This window comes from Corynebacterium sp. sy017, assembly GCF_017918135.1.
Taxonomy (GTDB): domain Bacteria; phylum Actinomycetota; class Actinomycetes; order Mycobacteriales; family Mycobacteriaceae; genus Corynebacterium.
The window spans coordinates 589,999-609,716 of record NZ_RZUE01000001.1; the positions used below are offsets into that span (position 1 = coordinate 589,999).

Below are 19,718 nucleotides of genomic sequence, written 5' to 3' on the forward strand. Positions count from 1 at the left end.
ACTCAATACACCACAACAAGCAGATACCACACCCCTCAACCAACCTCATACCCCCAAAATCACTATGATGAACACTATGCCAACGGTTTTTTCTTCAACATCATCAGGTTTCTTCGCTAAAGCTGCCCGCCTTAGCTGCGTCGCGGGGATAAGCGCTGTGGGTATTACTGCCACCCCACTCTATGCCAGTGCCACCACGCCTTCCACGCACCTGACTTACCTGGCTGAAGCACCAGCATCGTATCCGCAGTCGCTTACCGACGCAGATAATGTGCTCAGTGAAGAAGAAAAAACACGCATTACCCAGACCATCACTGATGTTGAGCAGGAACTAGGCGCTCGGATTGTCGTCGTTATTGCAAAAAACTTTGATGGCACTAACCCTACGGTGTGGAGCTCACAAGTATTGAGCAAAAACGGTGGCACACAATCAAATACCGCAGTGTATGCCCTGAGTATGGAGGAACGTAAATTTGCGGTTCAGGTTGGCGAGAATTGGCGTGGCGGCAACGTCGATAGCCTCTATGAAAACAGTATTGCGGTACTCCAAAATGATGCCACTGCGGTCGGCGCATCTATCGATGCTTTCCTCACCGCAGCCCGAGATACTTCCACATATACACCAAGCACAGAAACGAATACCAGCGCAAACAGTGGTAATAGTGCGCTCTGGCTCGGGGCAGGAGTGGGCAGTATAGCTCTTGTCGGTGGTGGCGCATGGGCGTACAGCCGAAGCAGGCGCAAAGAAACACACCAGCAAAACCTCGAGGCTGGGCGCGCAATTGCACCGCATAAAACCGAGGAACTAGAACAGCTGCCGCTAGAAACCTTGCATACTTTGGCAGAAGAGGAATTGGTTTCCACTGATGAGTCAATCCGCAATGCGAAACAAGAACTAGAGCTTGCTCAGGCAGAGTTTGGTGCAGAACGTATCCGTACTTTTACTCGCGCAATGAACCACTCTACGATGACCTTGCAAAAAGCATTTTCGCTCATGGGGCAGATTAACTCCGGGCGCATCAAAGACCCAATTGAAAAACGCAGCGTCCTAGTAGAAATTGTCTCTACCTGCGGGCTTGCCGACGACGCTCTCGATAAAGAAGCAGAAAACTTTGCACAACTGCGCAATGTGCTCATCAACGCACCAGAGTTGCTCGACACAATCACCCAGAAAACTATCGAGGCAAGGGCACGCCTTAGCGCAGCACGACAAACCTTGGATACCCTCAATCAGGCGTACCCAGCAGAAATTCTTGAATCCATTGTGCACAATCCTGACCTAGCTCAGGTAAGTATCGAGCAGGCCGAGAAAAACCTCGAAATGGGCAAAACTCTTGTGGCTAAACCTGCTGGGCAACAGAGTGGTTTAGTAGCAGCGATTCGTAATGCGGAAGAAGCATTAGCACACGCTGATAATTCTTTGAGCGCCATTGAGCACGCACAAGACAATATCTTGTTGGCGAAAGAACAACTGCCTGCACTCAAAGCAGAAATCGATGAAGAAATCACCGAGGCATTACACCTGCGCGAACAAGGACAACAGCAAGGCACAGCTGCAGACTGGGCAGAACTTGACGCTATCGTCGCTGCTGCACAAGGCGCACTCGAAACAGTACGAAATAAGAAAAACGATCCGCTTGGCTCGTGGACACTACTGACCGACATTGACTCTCGTCTAGACGAACAACTCGATGTACTACGCGAGCAAACAAGCCAGCATGAGCGTCAGCTGCGGATTTTTGACCAGCAAGCCGCAGCAGCACAAGCAGCAATCCAAGCCGCTAATGACTTCATCTCTACGCGTGGTCGTGTCATTGGTTCTCGTGCACGCACTCAGCTTGCCGACGCCCAGCAACTCTTTGCCCAAGCCCTACAAAATAGAATCACGCACACACGCACTGCTACCCAGCAAGCTCGACAAGCAGCAGAAAGTGCGAAAAGTGCATTGCGTCATGCGCGTCATGATGAGGATTCTTATCAGCGTCGCAATACTGGTGGTGGCTCCGGTACCTCTTTCCTCACTGGCATGGTGCTCGGGCAGATTCTCGGCGGAAACTCCGGCGGATTTGGCGGCGGTTTCGGTGGTGGCTCTGGTATGGGTGGTAGCTTTGGCGGCGGTAGTGGTCGCAGCGGCAGCTTCTAACCGGGTAGTTTCTCACCTCGCTGCCCACTAGCGATGCACGTAACCAGTAACCCCATCAATGAGAAAACAACCATAACTCATAAATACAAGATCGAGCATAGGAACCTGCTCCGCAGCCGCCAAAAGCCCCAACTCTAGCCCCCCACCAACCAAGGCTCGGATAGTTGCCACCGGAGTAGTTCCCACCTTAATCACACGCCTACGGTGCCAATGACTTGTACGAGACAACGTATATGCTCGATCCGCGCACTGAGCAATAAGCTCAAACACTGTTATCTTTTCTTTTTGTAGTGTAAACACCTGACCATCACGGTCTGTGGCACGCATCCGAAAACTCATCAGTGTCCCAGGTGATGTTTCAATAAGCAAACGCTGTTGCCCATACTCAAGCACATCAGAGCGCACTCTGGCAATGAGAGTGCCCTCTGGGGTTATGAGATCGCCTTTTTCCCAGGTGAACGTCGATAAGCTCATAGGATAGCGAAAAGAATAATAACCGGTGTCAAAATTAACAGCGAAATACTCAGCACTAAACTGGTGGAATCAAGCCGCGCCTCAAGAATGTGGCGGGTGACCAAAGAAAAGAAGATCTTTTCGGAATCACTGAGCTGAGAATCTGGCTCAAACTCCGTAATGGCCTGGCGCACGCCCTTATTGCCACCGGAAAATTGGCCGAGCTTATCCTCAGCAGCATCAGCGCTGACATACACCCAATCTTGTCTAGCCTCATTAACAGCGTAACTATCCCGATCAGTACGCACCACGACCCGCTTTGACCTACTGAACTTCTTGCCCTCATCTTCCGGAACAGCCCGGTACACCCGACCATCAGGCAACGTGGCTCGAATTTCAGTATGCGTGGCACATATATGCCAATGGTGCCCTAAAACTTCTACATCAGCCTGCTCAGGAGTTGGTTGCGCAAAACTGGCCAATAGCACATCGTCATTGCTGCGCAGCTCGGCAACTTTGCTGCCAGCCACACGGGTGCGATTCCACCTGGTGTGCTCCATGATTAGCAACCAATCAACCGAGAAGCCAAATAAGCCTGCAGCTCATCAAGTGGCACGCGCTCCTGCTCCATCGTGTCACGTTCACGCACAGTCACCGCATTATCCTCAAGCGTGTCAAAATCAACCGTGACACAGAATGGCGTACCAATCTCATCTTGGCGACGATAACGGCGACCAATCGCACCAGAAGTGTCATAATCGATATTCCAAATCGCCCGCAATTGTGCCGCAAGCTCCTGCGCCTTAGCAGTCAACGGCTCCTTCTTGCTCAACGGCAACACCGCAACTTTCACCGGTGCCAAACGATAATCGAGCTTTAGCACCACACGCTTATCGACGCCACCCTTAGCATTAGGAGCCTCATCCTCATGATAAGCATCCACCAAAAACGCCATCATTGACCGCCCAAGACCAGCAGCAGGCTCAATAACATAAGGAATCCAACGCTCGCCCGTCTCCTGGTCGAAATAGCTCAAATCTTCCCCGGAGCCCTCGGAATGAACACGCAAATCATAATCAGTACGATTCGCAACACCCTCTAGCTCGCCCCACTTAGAGCCTTGGAACCCAAAAGCATATTCCACATCAACAGTACGCTTTGAGTAATGAGACAATTTCTCTTTAGGGTGCTCATAAAGGCGCAGATTTTCTGGCTTAATCCCCAGGTCAATGTACCACTGGTGGCGAGCGTCAATCCAGTGCTGGTGCCATTGCTCATCTTCACCCGGCTTAACAAAAAACTCCATTTCCATCTGCTCAAACTCACGAGTACGGAAAATAAAGTTACCCGGGGTGATTTCATTCCTAAACGACTTACCGATATTGGCAATACCAAAAGGCGGCTTCATACGAGCCGAGGTCATCACATTCTTAAAATTAACGAAAATGCCTTGAGCAGTTTCTGGACGAAGATAGTGCAAACCTTCTTCGTCGTCGACTGGCCCCAGGAAAGTTTTGAGCAATCCAGAAAAAGCCTTTGGTTCTGTCCACGCACCCGGCTGCCCGGTTTCTGGATCGTTAATATCTGCTAAACCATTTGCAGGAGGATGACCATGCTTTTCTTCATAAGCCTCCAAAAGATGATCCGCACGATAACGCTTGTGAGTATGCAACGACTCCACCAACGGGTCAGTAAATACCTCAACGTGACCTGAAGAAACCCATGTTTGTCGTGGCAAAATAACGGAAGTATCCACACCCACAACATCAGGGCGCGACGTAACCATTGACCTCCACCACTGACGCTTAATGTTTTCTTTTAATTCCACGCCAAGTGGACCATAATCCCAAGCAGAACGAGTACCACCGTAGATCTCACCACAGGGATACACAAGCCCACGACGCTTGCAAAGGTTTACCACAGTATCAATGACAGTATTTGTTGCCATGAGGTATAGCCAACTCCTTATTTTCTCTTGAAGTACCGCTGGCTGCGATACTCTATGTAGCTTCTCAGCACCAATGCCCACAAAGCTATCAGCTATCTGTGCTTAAGTTTAGCTAAGCGACGCTAACCCCGAAAATCGAACCGAGCGCATATGTCACCCCAGCAGCAGCAAACCCAATGAGTAGCTGTCGCATAGCTCGCTTGAGCGGAGGTTTACCAGACAAAATACCCGTAATTGCCCCCGTTATCATCAAAGAAAAACCCACCAAAACCAAAGCACATATTCCTGCCGTCGGTGCGCCAAGCCCCAAAATAAACGGAATAATGGGAATAAGAGCGCCAGTGCCAAAGCACAAAAAACTCGACACTGCTGCCGACCACGCCCCACCTGTATTAGCTGCTGTATGCGTAGCCAAGCCAATATCCACGGCAGCCATATGTTCCGCGCTATTATGCGCCGAGTTCTGCATAGTAGCCAAATGAGCAAAAACTGAATCAGCTTTTTCTTGAGCAGATTCTTCACTCATACCACGAGCACGATATACCAACGCTAATTCATTAGCATCCACATCAAGCTGCGGCACCGCTTTTGTAGTCTCTGGATGAGGCGTCGAAGCCTCCAATAATTCATTCTGGCTTTTTACTGAAATATACTCCCCCGCCCCCATCGACAATGCTCCAGAAAGCAACCCAGATATCCCCGTGATAAGCACAATATGAGAGGAAACACCACTGGCCATCACCCCCAACACCAACGCCAAATTAGACACCAAACCATCATTGGCGCCAAAAACCGCAGCACGGAAATTACCACTCATGCGCTCCCTGCCCCGGGCAGCCAAACCGCGCACCACCTCTGCATGGATGGCTTCATCAGCACGCATTTGTTCTGTGGCATCGTCGTCAGCACCATAAGGGCTGCGGGCTTCCGAGGCTTGCATCATCGCCAAAGCAAAAACCGAACCAAATCTGCGCGCCAAAAACCCCAGAAAACGCGTCGATAAGTCGGGACGGCGCGGAAACCCCACTTCATCACCCAATAATGTTCGCCAATGTTGCTCATGGCGCGCCTCAGCATCCGCAATGCTCAGCAAAATGTCTTTTTCTTCGCCCTCTTTGTGCTTTGCCAGCTCCCGATACACTGCTGCTTCGGCACGTTCATTAGCAAGATACTGTTGCCAACGCCTAATCTGCTTGGCACTAGGCTGCGACTGCGATCTTGGGTGCTCAGATCGCTTACCATCTCCCGAATAGTTATGGTTTGTATCCTGCACACCGCTCATTTGCTAGTACCCCCAAAACGGCGATCACGCTGCGCATATTCTAATACCGCATCATAGAGATCAGCTGCTGTGTAATCTGGAAACAGTTTATTTTGATACACCATTTCCGCATACGCACTATGCCATAACAAAAAGTTCGAGGTGCGCTTTTCTCCCGAAGGGCGCAAAAACAAATCCACATCTGGCATATCCGGCTGATACAAAAACTGGGGAAAGTTCTTCTCGCTAATCGCATCCACGCTCAGCTCACCTGCCGCCACCTGCCGAGCAATCTCACGCACGCCGTCGACGATCTCTGCTCGACCACCGTAGTTAATGCACATGGTCAGCGTCATCTTTGTGTTATGCTGCGTGAGCTGTTGGGCTTGTTCAATCTCTCGGATTACGCTGCGCCACAACCGTGGGCGTCTGCCTGCCCAACGAATCCGCACTCCCCATTCATGGAGAATATCGCGTTGCCTCCTGAGCACATCACGGTTAAACCCCATGAGGAAACGAACTTCCTCAGCAGATCTGCGCCAATTCTCTGTGGAAAAAGCATAAGCAGATAAGTAAGGCACGCCCAATTCCAGGCACGCACGCACCATCTCCAGCAGCACAGCCTCACCACGCTTGTGCCCTTCCGTACGAGCCAGACCACGTTCTTGTGCCCACCGACCATTGCCGTCCATCACAAGTGCAATATGCTGTGGTAAAAATTGGCTAGGAATATGCGGCGGCTGTGCCCTGTCAGGCTGTGTTATCTCAGGTGCATTACTCACAGCACCCTATTGTGCCAGTTTTCCTAGTCGCCTGGCTAGTTAGCTCGATTATGGCGTGCACTACGCTTGATCCAAAACATTAAGACTGCTCAAACTTTTTTCGACGTGCCACTGCAAATAGGCACGCGTAAGTCGATGTACACTAGCCAAACGTTGTTTGTCGAGCAACTGATCTACCTGCCCCTGGTGCCCATGCTGCAATAGCCACATAATATGCAAAACCTCTGGATCGATATCTGCCGCACCACTCGGACGACACTGCACACACACCGCACCCCCAGCACCGGGATGAAAAGCATGATGCGGACCAGCCCGCCCACATTGCGCGCAAGCAAAAAGACTTGGCTGCCAGCCAGTCATATCCATAACCTGCAGTAAAAAACTATCCAGAATCAATAACGGATGTTCATGGTGCTGTAATGTGGCAATCGTATCCTTGACCAGATCGAATAGGGATTCTTCCTCAGCAAAACTTGCTTCGCTGAGCTTTTCGACGGCCTCCAATACCGCACTAGCTGCTAAATACCGCGTCACATCGTCGATAATGCCTGAGCCGAAATACGTAATAGTATCTGCCCCAGTTATGGACTCAAGGTTTTTACCCGGGTACAGCTGGACATCAAGCTCTACAAAAGGTTGCAGTCTAGAACCAAACCTGCTTTTTGCTCGACGTACTCCTTTGGCTACGCCACGAATAAGACCATGATTTTTTGTGAGCAAAACAATAATGCGATCCGCTTCATTAAAATCAAAAGAGCGCACCACAAAAGCACGCTCTCGATAAGATTGACCACGAGCAACCACTAGAACCCTAATCTACCTAGCTGTTTCGGATCCCCCTGCCAATTCTTAAGCACTTTGATACGCAGGTCAAGATAGATATTTTGCCCAAGGAGTTTCATAATCTCAGGACGTGCCTCATAGACAATACGCGATAATCGACGCCCTTGCTTACCAATAATGATGGTCTTTTGCCCAGGTCGCTCCACATAAATGACCGCATGAACATTAAGCGTACCGGGGCGATCATCATCGGGAAGAATCTCATCAACCTGCACCGCCACAGAGTGCGGTAATTCATCTTTGAGCCCACGCAATGCAGCTTCACGAATCAGCTCCGCAATACGAGTCTCGGTATCGTCGTCAGTAATGTGATCATCAGGATAGAACTTTGGGCCTTGGGGCAACTGAGAGATGATAACGTCGATCAGCACATCACGCTGCTGCCCAGTCACCGCAGATACCGGCACCACTTCACTATCCGAACCAAGCAATTCATGCACAGCAATAAGCTGCTCGCCAACCTGATCCCGCGATACCTTATCAATTTTGGTAACAATCCCAATGAGCTTTGTTTTAGGCGCTACCCGACGCACCGACTCAATAATCCAACGATCACCAGGACCAATTTTCTCATCTGCAGGAATAGTAACCCCAATGAGATCCATATCGGCATACGTATCCTTAACCACCTCATTGAGACGCTCACCCAATAATGTGCGAGGACGGTGCAACCCCGGCGTATCAACGACGACAATCTGCGCCTTTTCATGGTGCACAATACCACGAATAGGGTGACGAGTTGTTTCGGGCTGGTTGGCAGTAATAGCAATTTTCTGCCCTACCAAAGCATTGGTAAGAGTGGATTTTCCAGTATTAGGACGACCCACAAAACTAATAAAACCAGAACGGAAATCTGCTGGCACTTCGGTGTACGACACCTGACTCCTTCACAACATTAGGGATATAGTTTGAGCACAACAGCACAAGCACGCAAACATTCCACCATCAATTATTTTCCTCAGCCTAACACACCAGCAACAGCAACTAGCGTCTACAGCTGACAAACTTGCACCAACTACGCGATTTTTTCCACACCAAATTGCATCTCAGGGTGAGCAAAACGCTCCTGCGAGTCAATAAGAGTAAGCTCGCGTGCGTCGGCAGCAAAGGTGTCAGAAATCAAATCAAATACACTCGATGCGGTACGGGCTAAGGCATCAGCAACATCATTGCTACGCACATAATGCCCAGTAAACAACGCTGCCGTCACATCACCGGAACCATTGCGCTTAAAATCTAGAAATGGTGTTTGTACTTTCCACGCACCAGAATCATTAGCAGCAATCATCTCCACAGTGTTATCAGGACGATCAGGGCGCAACACCGAGGTAACCAAAATAGTATCCGGGCCAATTTTACGAGCCGCCTCAATAGCATTGAGCGTACTGCTTAAATCATGCGCTGCCACACCAGTGAGATACTCCAACTCAAATTGATTAGGAGTAATAATATCGGCAATAGGCACCACCCGATCACGCAATAGCGGTGGAATAAGATCCGAGACAAAGCACCCTGACTTCGCATTGCCCATAACAGGATCACACGCATACACCGCGCGTGGATTCACCTCTTTCACCCGCTCAACTGCCTCAATAATCACATCAGCAATATCACTACCGCCTTGATAACCCGATAGCACCGCATCGATATCGCTATAGCCACCACGTGCCTCAATCCCCTCAAGAACACTACGCACTTGAGCTGCAGGGATAAGCTCTCCGCCCCACTGGCCATAACCAGTATGATTAGAAAAGTTCACAGTGTGAACCGGTAATACCTCATAGCCAATTCTTTGCAATGGGAATACTGCAGCAGAATTACCCACATGACCATAGCTGACGTGAGATTGTATAGAAAGAATACTCATATCTTTATCTTCTCTTATCCTGTCTTATCCTGATAAATTTTTCTTAAAAAATTAGTTATCCTCTGCCGCGGGCGCAGTATCTGCCGTGTCGACCGCGTGCATAGCACCTGTATGTTCCTCTTGCTCTTGTTCTGGTGTCAAGAGCGTGACCACAACCGACTGCATTCGGATTCGCCCACGACGATCACGACCGCCTTCAGCCTTCAACTCCAACATCCCCATACGCACTGTAGTACCTGGTAGCGGCACTCGACCAAGCTCATATGCCAAAAGCCCACCAACAGTATCTACTTGGTTGCGTATCTCCTCATCAAACTCAATGTTGATTCCCTCATCTCCATGATCTTCGTGAATCTGCTCTACCAGATCATCAAGCGATAACCGCGACACCACCCGATACGCCATACTGCCCGCAGCAGAAGCCACACTATCAGTCTCCTCAAGTGCTAACGGCTCAATTGGGGCAACCTCAAGCTCATCATATTCGTCAGCAATCTCACCGACGATTTCTTCGAGAATATCCTCAATGGAAATCAGCCCAGCAATGCCACCGTATTCGTCGACAAGCATGGCAATGTGATTACGATCATGCTGCATTTCCTGCAAAAGAGCGTCCAGATTTTTTGAGTCCGGCACAAAAATAGCCGGGCGCATAATCTCGTCTACTGTTACACTACGCCCGCCGTCGGTGGCATAATACGTGCGCTCCACCAGGTCTTTGAGATATACCACGCCCAGAATATCATCCACTGTCTCACCAATCACCGGAATACGAGAATGACCCGAACGAACACATAAACTTGTTGCCTGACCCGCCGTTTTACCTGATTCAATCCAGAGCATTTCTGGGCGCGGAACCATCACAGAACGCGCAGTAGTAGACGCGAGATCAAAAACTGATTGAATCATCCTGCGTTCTTCTACTTCCACCACGCCTTGCTGTTGCGCCTTATCGACGAGCTCGCGCAGCTCAACCTCGGAGGCATAAGGATCGCCCTTATCGCCACCAGGAGAAATAGTGTTTCCAATGCGGATGAGTAACCGAGAAAAAGGACTAAAAATAGTGCCGAAGATATACAGCACTAAGGAAGAACCAAGCGAGATGGAATACGGATTTTTGCGCCCGACAGTGCGCGAAAACACCCCGATAATCGCAAAGCTCACCAGAGAAATAACCGCAATAGCTATCACTAATGCCCAGGTAGAGGTATCAATCAAATGGTAGACGAGCAATGCAGCAAAAACAGCAGCTGTGGTGTCTAGAATCGTGCGCCCAAGCACCAACAAGTTGATGTATTCACCTCGCCGACGCACCATGCGCAGTAAACGTCGCACAGCGTGTGAGCCTTCTTCTTTTGCCATATTTTCCACACGGGCAACAGAAATAGTGCTCAGTGCAGTTTCGATAGTGCTTACTAATCCAGACAGCAATAGCGCTGCGCAAATAATCAATGCCGCGATAAACGGACTCACTAATTAGCCACCTTATTCACTATTTTCGTCATGCTCACGTGGTTGTGCAATAGCAGGAATACCGCCGCCAGGAACCAACAAGTCTAATTGCGCCCGATCAGCTGCAGAAGGAAAAGCCCCTGCTCCACTAGGCTTTGGTTGATAACTCACACCACGACGCTGGCAATCAGCATACCAATCGCGCAGTAATTCATTCTGCAATGCAAACATCTGTTGTTCTTGGTCTGGTTCAATGTGATCATAGCCCAACAGATGCAAACAACCATGAGTGGTCAATAATACCAGTTCGTGACCTAAATCATGACCAGCCTTTTCTGCTTGGCGCTCGGCGAACTCTGGGCAAAGGATAATATCGCCCAGAATTGTCCCCTCTTGCTCTTCCGCAGGCTCAGTCATTGTTCCATGTGGTTTCCCTCGCCCAGGAGTGAGTTCATCCATCGGAAAACTCATCACATCAGTAGGACCTTCCAACCCCATCCAGCGCATATGCAAGTCACTCATAGTGTCTAGATCCACTAATGATAGTTCTACTTCTGCATGAGGGTGAACATCCATCTCGCCAAGAACGAAGGTGGCAACGTCGATAAGCGCTTGCTCGTTGACACCAGCAAAACCAGATTCATTTACTACCTCAATGCTCATTGTGTACTCCCTGTCTTAGGCGTAGTGTTCTGATTTTGGTCTTGGTCTTGTTGCGTTTGAGTTTCATAATGATCATATGCCTCTACAATGCGACCAACAAGCTGATGTCGGACGACGTCCTGGCTAGAAAGTTCAGAAAAATGCACTCCAGGTACACCACGCAAAATATGACGTACAAGGCGCAAACCGGACTTCTGCCCAGTAGGCAAATCGACCTGGGTGATGTCGCCGGTCACGACCATTTTGGAACCAAACCCCAAGCGGGTAAGAAACATTTTCATTTGAGCAGGGGTGGTGTTTTGTGCCTCATCCAAAATGACAAATGCGTCATTGAGGGTACGACCACGCATATAAGCCAGCGGAGCTACCTCAACAATTCCCGCTTCCATCATTTTCGGGATCGCCTCTGGATCAACCATATCGCGCAGTGCATCATGCAAAGGACGCAAATAAGGATCAATTTTGTCATTGAGTGTACCGGGCAAAAATCCTAATTTTTCCCCCGCCTCCACCGCAGGTCTAGTCAAAATAATGCGATTGACCTGCTTTGATTGCAAAGCCTGCACCGCTTTTGCCATTGCCAAATATGTTTTACCAGAACCAGCAGGACCAAGCCCAAATGTGATGGTGTTCTCGTCAATGGCATCAACATATTCTTTTTGGCCATAGGTCTTAGGACGAACGGCTTTCCCACGCCGACGAATAATATCATGCGCTAGAGCTTGGGAAAATGATTGTGGCGCTTGAGTGGTGACAATGCTAATAGCATGCTTGACTGAATCAGGGCTAATGACATGACCACGCCGGGCAATAGCTTGCAGTTCTTTGAGCACTGTCAGTGCGCGGGCTAGTTCATGTTCCCTACCAATGACGCTAATTTTGGTGCCACGGACAACAAAATTGCAGTCCAGTTGGTTTTCTAGAGTTTTTAAGTTCTCATCATTGATACCCAATATCGTATGAATATGAGCAGGATCTACTTCAACTGTTCGCGTTGCATACTCAGTGTGCGCCACTATAGGTTCACCATGTACTTTCTTAGTTTTCTCTGCACTACCATACATAACTGTTTGTGTACTCTCATGCACTCATACACTCATGCACTTTGACTGCACTTCCATCATATTGCGCTTGTGCTCATTGTGCAGTATTTTCCACGCGTACACCATCCATTCAGGTCTTATCCACATAAGATCATCATGACCAGCGCGAACTCCGTGCCCCAATGGCGGCTAGCGCTACCATGCCAGCACTTGCCGTTCTGAGCACTTCTGCCCCTAATTTGATTGAGGTAGCACCAGCAGCATGGAATTGTTCCAACTCCTGATCGGTAATCCCGCCTTCTGGACCAATAATGAGTGCCACGCGTCCAGATTCCCCAAACTCTAGACTACGAAAAGCCACCGTTGCCTCCTCATGGAGCACCACGACCATATCAAACCGACCAGCAACACTGAGGTAATCAATTATTTCTGTGGTGGAAAAAGGACCACTGACCTTAGGGATATGTGCCCGTCGGGATTGCTTAGCTGCAGCTATTGCGCTTTGCTGCCATTTCAACACCGCTTTATGGGTCTTTGCCCCCTGCCATTTAGCAATACAACGATGTGCCTGCCATGCCAGAATCTCATCTGCCCCGCCTTGGGTCAGCAAATCCACAGCCAACTCGCTGCGTTCCGACTTAGGCAACGCCTGAACCACACTCACCTGCAAAGCAGGTAACTTCTGATATTCATATGCGAGCACCACACCACTTAACTGTTCTTTGCCAGACACTGCGCTTACTTCTACCTGCGCACGCGTACCCACACCGTCGATAAGCTCAATAGTCTCACCAGGTTTTATTCTTTTCACACTCACGGCATGGCGACCTTCTGCCCCACTGAGCGTTATCTGCTCCCCCACAGACACCGCCCAAGGAGTACGCGCCTGCGCGTCCTCAGTGCCGAGGGCATTCAGATAGCCCTCTAGGTCGTGAATAAAAACCGGCAAAGACACATAATCTCCTTCTCGCTTATCGACGCCAACCAGAAGTTTTACCTACGGAAATGATTACGGAACTTGCCGAAGAAAGAGCTCTCATCCTCTTTGCGCTTATGCACATCCGTGCGCTCTTTACTGGTGCCGCGCAGTTGCTCGAGAAGTTTCTTCTGCTTTTCGTCGAGATGGCTAGGCACCACCACATTGATATGGGCGTGCATATTGCCGCTGCTCTGCTGACGCAACCGCGGCATACCCTGCCCTTCCACAGTGATATCCTCACCAGGTTGAGTACCAGCAGGAACAGTGACAGTAATTTTTTCTCCAGCGAGGTTTTCTACCTCAAAATCCACACCCAATGCTGCATCAACCATAGGGACGCTCACGCTAAAGTGCAGATCATCACCATCACGGTGGAAAACCGGGTGGCGCTCAATAGATATTTCGATAAATAAATCACCGGCAGGACCGCCACCATGACCTACTTCACCCTGCCCAGCCATACGAATGCGCATACCCTCTGCAATACCAGCAGGGATATTAACGCTGAGATCACGCCTTGCCGCAACACGACCATCACCAGCACACTTGCTGCAAGGATCAGTGATAACCTCACCAGTACCAGAACAGCTAGGACACGGTGATGAAGTCATCACATTGCCAAGGAAAGAACGCTGCACACTCTGTATCTCACCACTACCTTGACACTGAGTACACGTAACTGGTTTTGCTTTAGTTTGCGAGCCAGTACCGGTACATTCATCACACAGCACGGCGGTGTCAATAGTTACTTCTTTCTTCGTACCGTTAAAGGCTTCCTCTAACGTAATACGCGCACGCAACAGCGCATCGGAGCCTTGTTGTACTCGTGAGCGCGGACCTCGACTACCAACGCCACCACCAAAGAAAGTCTCAAATAGATCCCCTAAGCCACCAGCACCAAAGCCGCCACTAAAACCGCCGGCGCCGCCACCTTGCTCCATAGGGTCACCACCAGCATCAACAATACGACGTTTTTGCGGATCCAACAGCACCTCTTGTGCCAAAGAAATCTCACTAAAGCGCTCGGCAGCTTCTTCTGTATCGTTAACGTCTGGATGATACTTACGTGCTAATTTTCGATATGCTTTTTTAATCTCATTATCGCTTGCACCACGATCAATACCTAGAATTGCGTAATAGTCACGAGCCACGGTGTTTTAACAGCTTCCTTTTCTCATTTTGTTCTACTCCTGGCGAGGTATTTTAGCCAAGAGAAAAATAATATACTACTCGCTATTGTCCAAAACCCTGCCAACATATTGTGCAACGGCTGACACCTTAGACATAGTTCCCAAATAATCCATATATGTCGGTCCTACCACGCCCAGTCCCCCCAAAGCCTGACCTTGCAATCCATAGCCCGTAGCAACTACCGACGTCTGACTAAAATGTTCGTCCTCATTTTCATCACCAATACTCACATTCACCTGCCCCAAATCAGAAGCAGCACCCAAAAGTTTCAGCACCACAACTTGTTCTTCTAATGCCTCCAACAAAGCCGGTAGCCCTTGAGGAAAACTATGGCTTGCTCTGGTTAAATGCGAAGCACCAGCGAGAATAAGTCGATCATTAGGCTGTTCTACCAAAGTTTCAATTAACACCGTGGCACAAGCAACAAGGTGCTGATGAATATCAACAGTCACGCTGCCTTCTATGCAACTGGGATCTAAAAGTTGCGTCAACGATACTGACGCATCAGAAAGAGTCTTACCACCAAGTACCCTATTGAGCACATTGCGCATAACATGAACCTGCTGCTGGGTACATTCCTGTACTAATTCCACATTGCGCTGTTCCACTCGACCAGAATCAGTAATAAGCACCAAGAGCAAACGATGAGCACCCAGTAATACCAACTCACAATGTTTTACCCGAGCGACATGGAGATTAGGTAATTGCACCACCGCTACTTGCCTGGTGAGCTGGCTAAGAAGCTGCACACTACGTCGCAAGATATCTTCTAAATCCACACCATCTTCCAAAAACGACAGGATTGCCTTGCGTTCGGCAACAGACAAAGGCTTCACCTCATGCAAAGAATCAACAAAAAGACGATATGCTTTCTGGGTAGGAATACGCCCGGAACTGGTATGTTGCGAAACAATATAACCATCAGATTCCAACGCTGCCATATCATTACGAATCGTGGCAGAAGAAACCCCAAATTTATAGCGCTCCACCAGAGACTTTGATCCCACTGGCTCCTGAGAAGAAATATAATCAGCAACAATCGCCTGCAACACTTGTTTACGTCTTGTCTGCGCTGAATATGCCATCGTTCCTCCTCTTACCTTTACCCTTATTGCCGATCCTAGTATTGCCGGTTTCTAGCTCACGATTTAGTTATCTATCTCATCAAAGAGTATGTCAGCGATAATACCGTCGGCAAGCAAACGCCCGGCATCAGTTACTGCTACCCGGTCATCAATACGCACCAAAGAACGCTCAACAAAACTCTGCGCAACACGTAATTCACGAGCACTCAACTCAGCTTTATCAATGCCCTCGCGTAATCTTAGACCCAACATCACACGTTCTTCATGACGCTGTTGCGCACTCAACCATTCACTATCTGCAATGGGCAACTGATTCTGCGCCACAGCACGCGCATAAGTAGCTGGATGTTTGAGATGAGCAAAACGCACCGACCCCATATGAGAATGCGCACCTGGACCGGCACCCCACCAGTCACCATCACGCCAATAACATAAATTATGCTCGCACTGACCACCTGGTTGCGCCCAATTAGACACCTCATACCACTCAAAACCATGACCACGCAATGCCGTATCAATCATCTGATAACGATCAGCATAAGTATCTTCATCAGGTTGCGGTAACAATCCCTTTTTTAACTTACGCGCCATCCGCGTACCATCTTCCACAATAAGTGAATAAGCACTCACATGATCTACACCTGTAGCAAGCACCTGCTCTAAAGTATGCGCAACATCAGCATCTGTCTCTGTGGGCGTGCCATAAATCATATCCAGATTGACATGGGAAAACCCCGCTGCACGTGCTTCTCTCGCCGCCGCAAAAGCACGACCAGGAGTATGCGCGCGTTCTAGCACTTTTAACACTTGTGCTGACGCGGACTGCATTCCCAACGAAATACGCGTAAAACCCGCTTCTTTAAGCTCATCGAAGAAACGCGGCGAAGTCGATTCCGGATTGGACTCAGTTGTAATTTCGCAGTCGGGCGAAATACTAAAATTATTGCGAATTGCCCGCATAATCCGCCTCAAACCAACCGCGCCAAGCATACTTGGCGTACCCCCACCAATAAAAATTGTGCGCACCAAACGAGTATCGCCCTTGTCGGCACGTAGATGCGCAGCTAATTCAAGTTCTTTTTCTAAGGCATCAAGATAAGATTCAGTAGAAGCCTGCGCCCCCAACTCCCCAGGAGTATAAGTATTGAAATCGCAATACCCGCACCTTGAGCTACAAAACGGGACATGGATATAGAGTCCAAAAGGGGTATGCTCATCAATTGAGACGGCGTCGAAAAGCGGGAAATCGACCATGAATTTACTCACCATGTCTAGGATGCGTCAGCACTAGCAACACTATTTTTCTTGCTACGCACTCTAGCGACGATAGCATCAATGCGTGCACGCTCATTAAGGAATTGAGGTGGATTGCTACCGCGCATGGTACGAGCATAGTGCGGGTGCTCTTGAGCCACAGCAGCCAACCACGCGTGCCCAACAGAAAGAACCATATTACGCGTACGGTTATACAAACGCGGCAAGTTACTCAGGCCAGGATTCCGCGCCGCATACTCTGTCTGCCCCAGTTCCCACTGAGTCACATGGGCGAGATATTCCTTTACCAGTTCAGTGCGAGAATCAAGAGCTTGAGTTAGCTCACCAACGATAATCGGTGACTGTGTGATAGGAAACCGCTCTCGCAAACTATGCGTGTTAATCAGCACAGGAGTAGGTAAAAGAGCAATGGAAGATTCCTCACCAAGTGCTACAGTACCAGCAGCAAGACCAGAAGTAAGTGCTTGGTTTAGCCCATATAGCTCAGCCAAGATAGTGCGGGAATCCTGACTAGCTTCTGCAATAATTTCCTCGAACTCTGTGATGCAGTCTTCGACGAGTTCTTCATCCCAATCCGCAATGGCCTCAGCAAGATTTTCAATATAGGTGGCGACTTCATCACCGATATTAAAAATCTCTTGCACAAGCTCACGGTGACGCAGTGTTGCATCATGTACCTTCATGGCAGCGCCACCCCTTTTCTTGATTCTTCCCAACCATTCACCATGAGAACCAGTTATGATGAATGTGAAAATATCCTTAGTCTCGTCTTCTCTACGAAAGAAAACTCTAAAGTAGTTCTTCAAGGTTTGGGTGGCGGCTCGCCGTTATTGGCAGATAAGTTAATTCAGAGTTAGCGCTTATACAAATGATCAATAGCATCAGCATAACGACGCGCAACGATATTACGCTTTACCTTCATCGTTGGCGTAAGCTCATCAGCCTCTTCGCTTAAGTCCCTATCAAGAATGTAGAATTTCTTAATTGCCTCAGCATGAGAAACAGTAGAATTAACTGCATTCACGGCATCTTGAATCTCTGCACGCAACACAGGGTCAGTAGCCAAATCACTAATCGAACGAGATTCTGGGATATTGCGATCCAAACGCCACCGTTTGAGAGCTTCCTCGTCCAATGTGATCAACAATCCCACGAAAGGCTTACCATCGCCAACAACCATCGCCTGGCTGATCATCGGATGCGCGCGCAAAGCATCTTCCATAGGACCAGGTGATACATTCTTACCACCAGCAGTAACAATCAGATCTTTCTTGCGACCAGTAATAACCAAATGACCAGAATCAAGTAGCTCACCAAGATCACCAGTATTAAACCACTCACCGTCGAAAGATTCTTTGGTGGCTTCTTCATTATTCCAGTAGCCGTCAAAAACGACATTACCTTTAACGAGAATCTCACCATTTTCGTTAATTCTCAGTGATACGCCGCCCACAGGCTTACCCACAGTACCAATCTTTTGGTCAAGGAAATCAACCGCAGCAGCAGCAGTAGTCTCAGTTAAGCCATATCCTTCATAAATAGGCACACCGATGCCGCGGAAAAAATGGAGCAACTCTGGGCTCATCGCAGAGCCACCAGAAATACAGTATTTTACCGAATTACCAATTGCCGCACGTATTTTTGCATACACGAGCTTGTCAAATGCAGCGTGCTTGAGCTTGAGGAAACGAGAAGGTCCTTCTGGGGTATCTAATGCTTTAGAATACTCCTGGGCAATTTTTTCCGCCTGAATAAATAATGCTCCCTTGAGTGAACTATCCTCATAGGCGCTGGTTGCTGCAGAATTGCGCACCTTCTCAAACACACGCGGCACTCCCAAAATCAAGTTTGGTCTAGCGCGTTGGAACTCTAGGGAGATAGTAGAAAAATCAGACCAGTGAGATTGCGTCGCACCGCCAATAGCCACCGCCAACGACACCGCCCGAGAAAACACATGAGCCAGCGGCAAGAAAGTTAACACGCGAGTACCTGGTGTCGCAATGGCACCAATAGGGTTGGTCAACACGGCACGTGCCTCTGCCAGCCAATTCGCATGAGTTAATCGACACCCTTTAGGGCGACCTGTGGTACCCGAGGTATATACAAGAGACGCAAGATCACTGGAATTAGTTGCGGCAATACGCGCATCAACTTCCGAACTATCAATGCTACGCCCCTCAAACTTGAGTGTTTCCACCGCCGAACTATTGATCTCCAAAATCCGACGCAACTGTGAATTAGATCCCTGCAACGCAGGCGTACCATCTTCGCCCAACTCGAGGTGTTTTACTAAATCAGTGTGATCTCGGGTTTCTGTAATGGCAAAAACAGCTTGAGAATCTTCAATGATCCACTCAATTTGTTTCAAGGAAGAAGAACCATAAATCGGCACAGTAACAGCGCCAGCAGCCCAAATCGCAAAATCTAACAAATTCCATTCATAACGAGTCTCACTCAACAATGCCACGCGATCGCCCTGCTGAACACCAGCACTAATAAGCCCCTTCGCAACATCATAAACCTCAGTAATAAACTCAGCTGCGGTAACGTTAATCCACTCATAATTCTTCGGGCGGGTAAACAGTACACCATACGGGCGCGCCTGGGCAGTAGCCATAAGGGCAGTAAGACACGTTTCCTTCTCCCCAATAGTGTACTGAGCTTCTGTAGTTATTTCCTGCATATATTCTTTCCACCTAACGCAAGCACGCGTTTTCTTGGTAGGCGTATCGT

18 protein-coding genes are annotated in these 19,718 nt (G+C 49.0%); 1 reads left to right on the forward strand and 17 read right to left on the reverse strand.

Annotation, left to right across the window (positions count from 1 at the left end):
- Positions 1-76: 76 nt before the first annotated feature.
- Positions 77-2,143: a TPM domain-containing protein gene (locus EML15_RS02655; protein ID WP_185967146.1), complete on the forward strand. Its 2,067-nt coding sequence runs from the start codon at positions 77-79 to the stop codon at positions 2,141-2,143.
- Between the two features lie 27 nt (positions 2,144-2,170).
- On the opposite strand, the gene EML15_RS02660 is transcribed toward EML15_RS02655, so the two are convergent.
- From EML15_RS02660 to EML15_RS02740, 17 genes are all read right to left on the reverse strand, one after another.
- Positions 2,171-2,617: a hypothetical protein gene (locus tag EML15_RS02660; protein ID WP_144273289.1), complete on the reverse strand. Its 447-nt coding sequence runs from the start codon at positions 2,615-2,617 to the stop codon at positions 2,171-2,173.
- Positions 2,614-3,156: a hypothetical protein gene (locus EML15_RS02665; protein ID WP_144273290.1), complete on the reverse strand. Its 543-nt coding sequence runs from the start codon at positions 3,154-3,156 to the stop codon at positions 2,614-2,616. Before EML15_RS02665 ends, EML15_RS02660 begins: the two co-directional genes overlap by 4 nt.
- Before the next feature lie 2 nt (positions 3,157-3,158).
- Entirely contained in the window at positions 3,159-4,544 is a 1,386-nt protein-coding gene (locus EML15_RS02670) for a glycine--tRNA ligase (RefSeq protein ID WP_144273291.1), read from the reverse strand.
- Between the two features lie 112 nt (positions 4,545-4,656).
- Positions 4,657-5,826, reverse strand: coding sequence for a VIT1/CCC1 transporter family protein (locus EML15_RS02675; RefSeq protein WP_144273292.1), 1,170 nt, complete (start codon positions 5,824-5,826; stop codon positions 4,657-4,659).
- Positions 5,823-6,569 (reverse strand): isoprenyl transferase, encoded by a 747-nt coding sequence (locus EML15_RS02680; RefSeq protein WP_144273463.1) that lies wholly within the window; start codon positions 6,567-6,569, stop codon positions 5,823-5,825. The genes EML15_RS02675 and EML15_RS02680 overlap by 4 nt, the downstream gene beginning before the upstream one ends.
- Positions 6,570-6,647: 78 nt before the next feature.
- Positions 6,648-7,391: a DNA repair protein RecO gene (recO, locus tag EML15_RS02685; RefSeq protein WP_144273293.1), complete on the reverse strand. Its 744-nt coding sequence runs from the start codon at positions 7,389-7,391 to the stop codon at positions 6,648-6,650.
- Complete coding sequence (gene era, locus EML15_RS02690; RefSeq protein ID WP_144273294.1) at positions 7,391-8,308, reverse strand: GTPase Era; 918 nt, start codon at positions 8,306-8,308, stop codon at positions 7,391-7,393. Before era ends, recO begins: the two co-directional genes overlap by 1 nt.
- A gap of 137 nt (positions 8,309-8,445) precedes the next feature.
- Positions 8,446-9,297 carry a pyridoxal kinase PdxY gene (pdxY, locus tag EML15_RS02695; protein WP_144273295.1) on the reverse strand — a complete coding sequence of 284 codons (852 nt, stop codon included), beginning with the start codon at positions 9,295-9,297 and terminating at the stop codon, positions 8,446-8,448.
- 51 nt (positions 9,298-9,348) lie between these two features.
- Entirely contained in the window at positions 9,349-10,770 is a 1,422-nt protein-coding gene (locus EML15_RS02700) for a hemolysin family protein (RefSeq protein WP_144273296.1), read from the reverse strand.
- 12 nt (positions 10,771-10,782) lie between these two features.
- Positions 10,783-11,412, reverse strand: a complete 630-nt coding sequence (gene ybeY / locus EML15_RS02705; protein ID WP_144273297.1) for an rRNA maturation RNase YbeY — start codon at positions 11,410-11,412, stop codon at positions 10,783-10,785.
- Positions 11,409-12,476, reverse strand: coding sequence for a PhoH family protein (locus EML15_RS02710; RefSeq protein ID WP_144273298.1), 1,068 nt, complete (start codon positions 12,474-12,476; stop codon positions 11,409-11,411). Before EML15_RS02710 ends, ybeY begins: the two co-directional genes overlap by 4 nt.
- Before the next feature lie 133 nt (positions 12,477-12,609).
- Positions 12,610-13,410 (reverse strand): 16S rRNA (uracil(1498)-N(3))-methyltransferase, encoded by an 801-nt coding sequence (locus tag EML15_RS02715; protein ID WP_255455972.1) that lies wholly within the window; start codon positions 13,408-13,410, stop codon positions 12,610-12,612.
- A gap of 38 nt (positions 13,411-13,448) precedes the next feature.
- The gene (gene dnaJ, locus EML15_RS02720) at positions 13,449-14,585 is read right to left on the reverse strand and encodes a molecular chaperone DnaJ (RefSeq protein WP_144273299.1); all 1,137 of its coding nucleotides are present in this window, start codon (positions 14,583-14,585) and stop codon (positions 13,449-13,451) included.
- 75 nt (positions 14,586-14,660) lie between these two features.
- Positions 14,661-15,710: a heat-inducible transcriptional repressor HrcA gene (gene hrcA / locus EML15_RS02725; RefSeq protein ID WP_144273300.1), complete on the reverse strand. Its 1,050-nt coding sequence runs from the start codon at positions 15,708-15,710 to the stop codon at positions 14,661-14,663.
- A gap of 63 nt (positions 15,711-15,773) precedes the next feature.
- Entirely contained in the window at positions 15,774-16,964 is a 1,191-nt protein-coding gene (gene hemW / locus EML15_RS02730; protein WP_246846891.1) for a radical SAM family heme chaperone HemW, read from the reverse strand.
- A 17-nt stretch (positions 16,965-16,981) separates the two neighbouring features.
- On the reverse strand, positions 16,982-17,668 hold the full coding sequence (locus EML15_RS02735) for a hypothetical protein (RefSeq protein ID WP_144273302.1): 687 nt from the start codon (positions 17,666-17,668) through the stop codon (positions 16,982-16,984).
- Positions 17,669-17,838: 170 nt separating this feature from the next.
- Positions 17,839-19,668, reverse strand: coding sequence for a long-chain fatty acid--CoA ligase (locus EML15_RS02740; RefSeq protein WP_144273465.1), 1,830 nt, complete (start codon positions 19,666-19,668; stop codon positions 17,839-17,841).
- Positions 19,669-19,718: the final 50 nt, after the last annotated feature.

Excerpts from the sequence above, each read along its gene's own strand:
- EML15_RS02655 (WP_185967146.1), top strand. The coding sequence starts at position 77 with ATGCCAACGGTTTTTTCTTCAACATCATCAGGTTTCTTCGCTAAAGCT.
- EML15_RS02660 (WP_144273289.1), bottom strand. The coding sequence starts at position 2,617 with ATGAGCTTATCGACGTTCACCTGGGAAAAAGGCGATCTCATAACCCCA.
- EML15_RS02665 (WP_144273290.1), bottom strand. The coding sequence starts at position 3,156 with ATGGAGCACACCAGGTGGAATCGCACCCGTGTGGCTGGCAGCAAAGTT.
- EML15_RS02670 (WP_144273291.1), bottom strand. The coding sequence starts at position 4,544 with ATGGCAACAAATACTGTCATTGATACTGTGGTAAACCTTTGCAAGCGT.
- EML15_RS02675 (WP_144273292.1), bottom strand. The coding sequence starts at position 5,826 with ATGAGCGGTGTGCAGGATACAAACCATAACTATTCGGGAGATGGTAAG.
- pdxY (WP_144273295.1), bottom strand. The coding sequence starts at position 9,297 with ATGAGTATTCTTTCTATACAATCTCACGTCAGCTATGGTCATGTGGGT.
- ybeY (WP_144273297.1), bottom strand. The coding sequence starts at position 11,412 with ATGAGCATTGAGGTAGTAAATGAATCTGGTTTTGCTGGTGTCAACGAG.
- EML15_RS02710 (WP_144273298.1), bottom strand. The coding sequence starts at position 12,476 with ATGTATGGTAGTGCAGAGAAAACTAAGAAAGTACATGGTGAACCTATA.
- hrcA (WP_144273300.1), bottom strand. The coding sequence starts at position 15,710 with ATGGCATATTCAGCGCAGACAAGACGTAAACAAGTGTTGCAGGCGATT.
- hemW (WP_246846891.1), bottom strand. The coding sequence starts at position 16,964 with ATGGTCGATTTCCCGCTTTTCGACGCCGTCTCAATTGATGAGCATACC.
- EML15_RS02735 (WP_144273302.1), bottom strand. The coding sequence starts at position 17,668 with ATGAAGGTACATGATGCAACACTGCGTCACCGTGAGCTTGTGCAAGAG.
- EML15_RS02740 (WP_144273465.1), bottom strand. The coding sequence starts at position 19,668 with ATGCAGGAAATAACTACAGAAGCTCAGTACACTATTGGGGAGAAGGAA.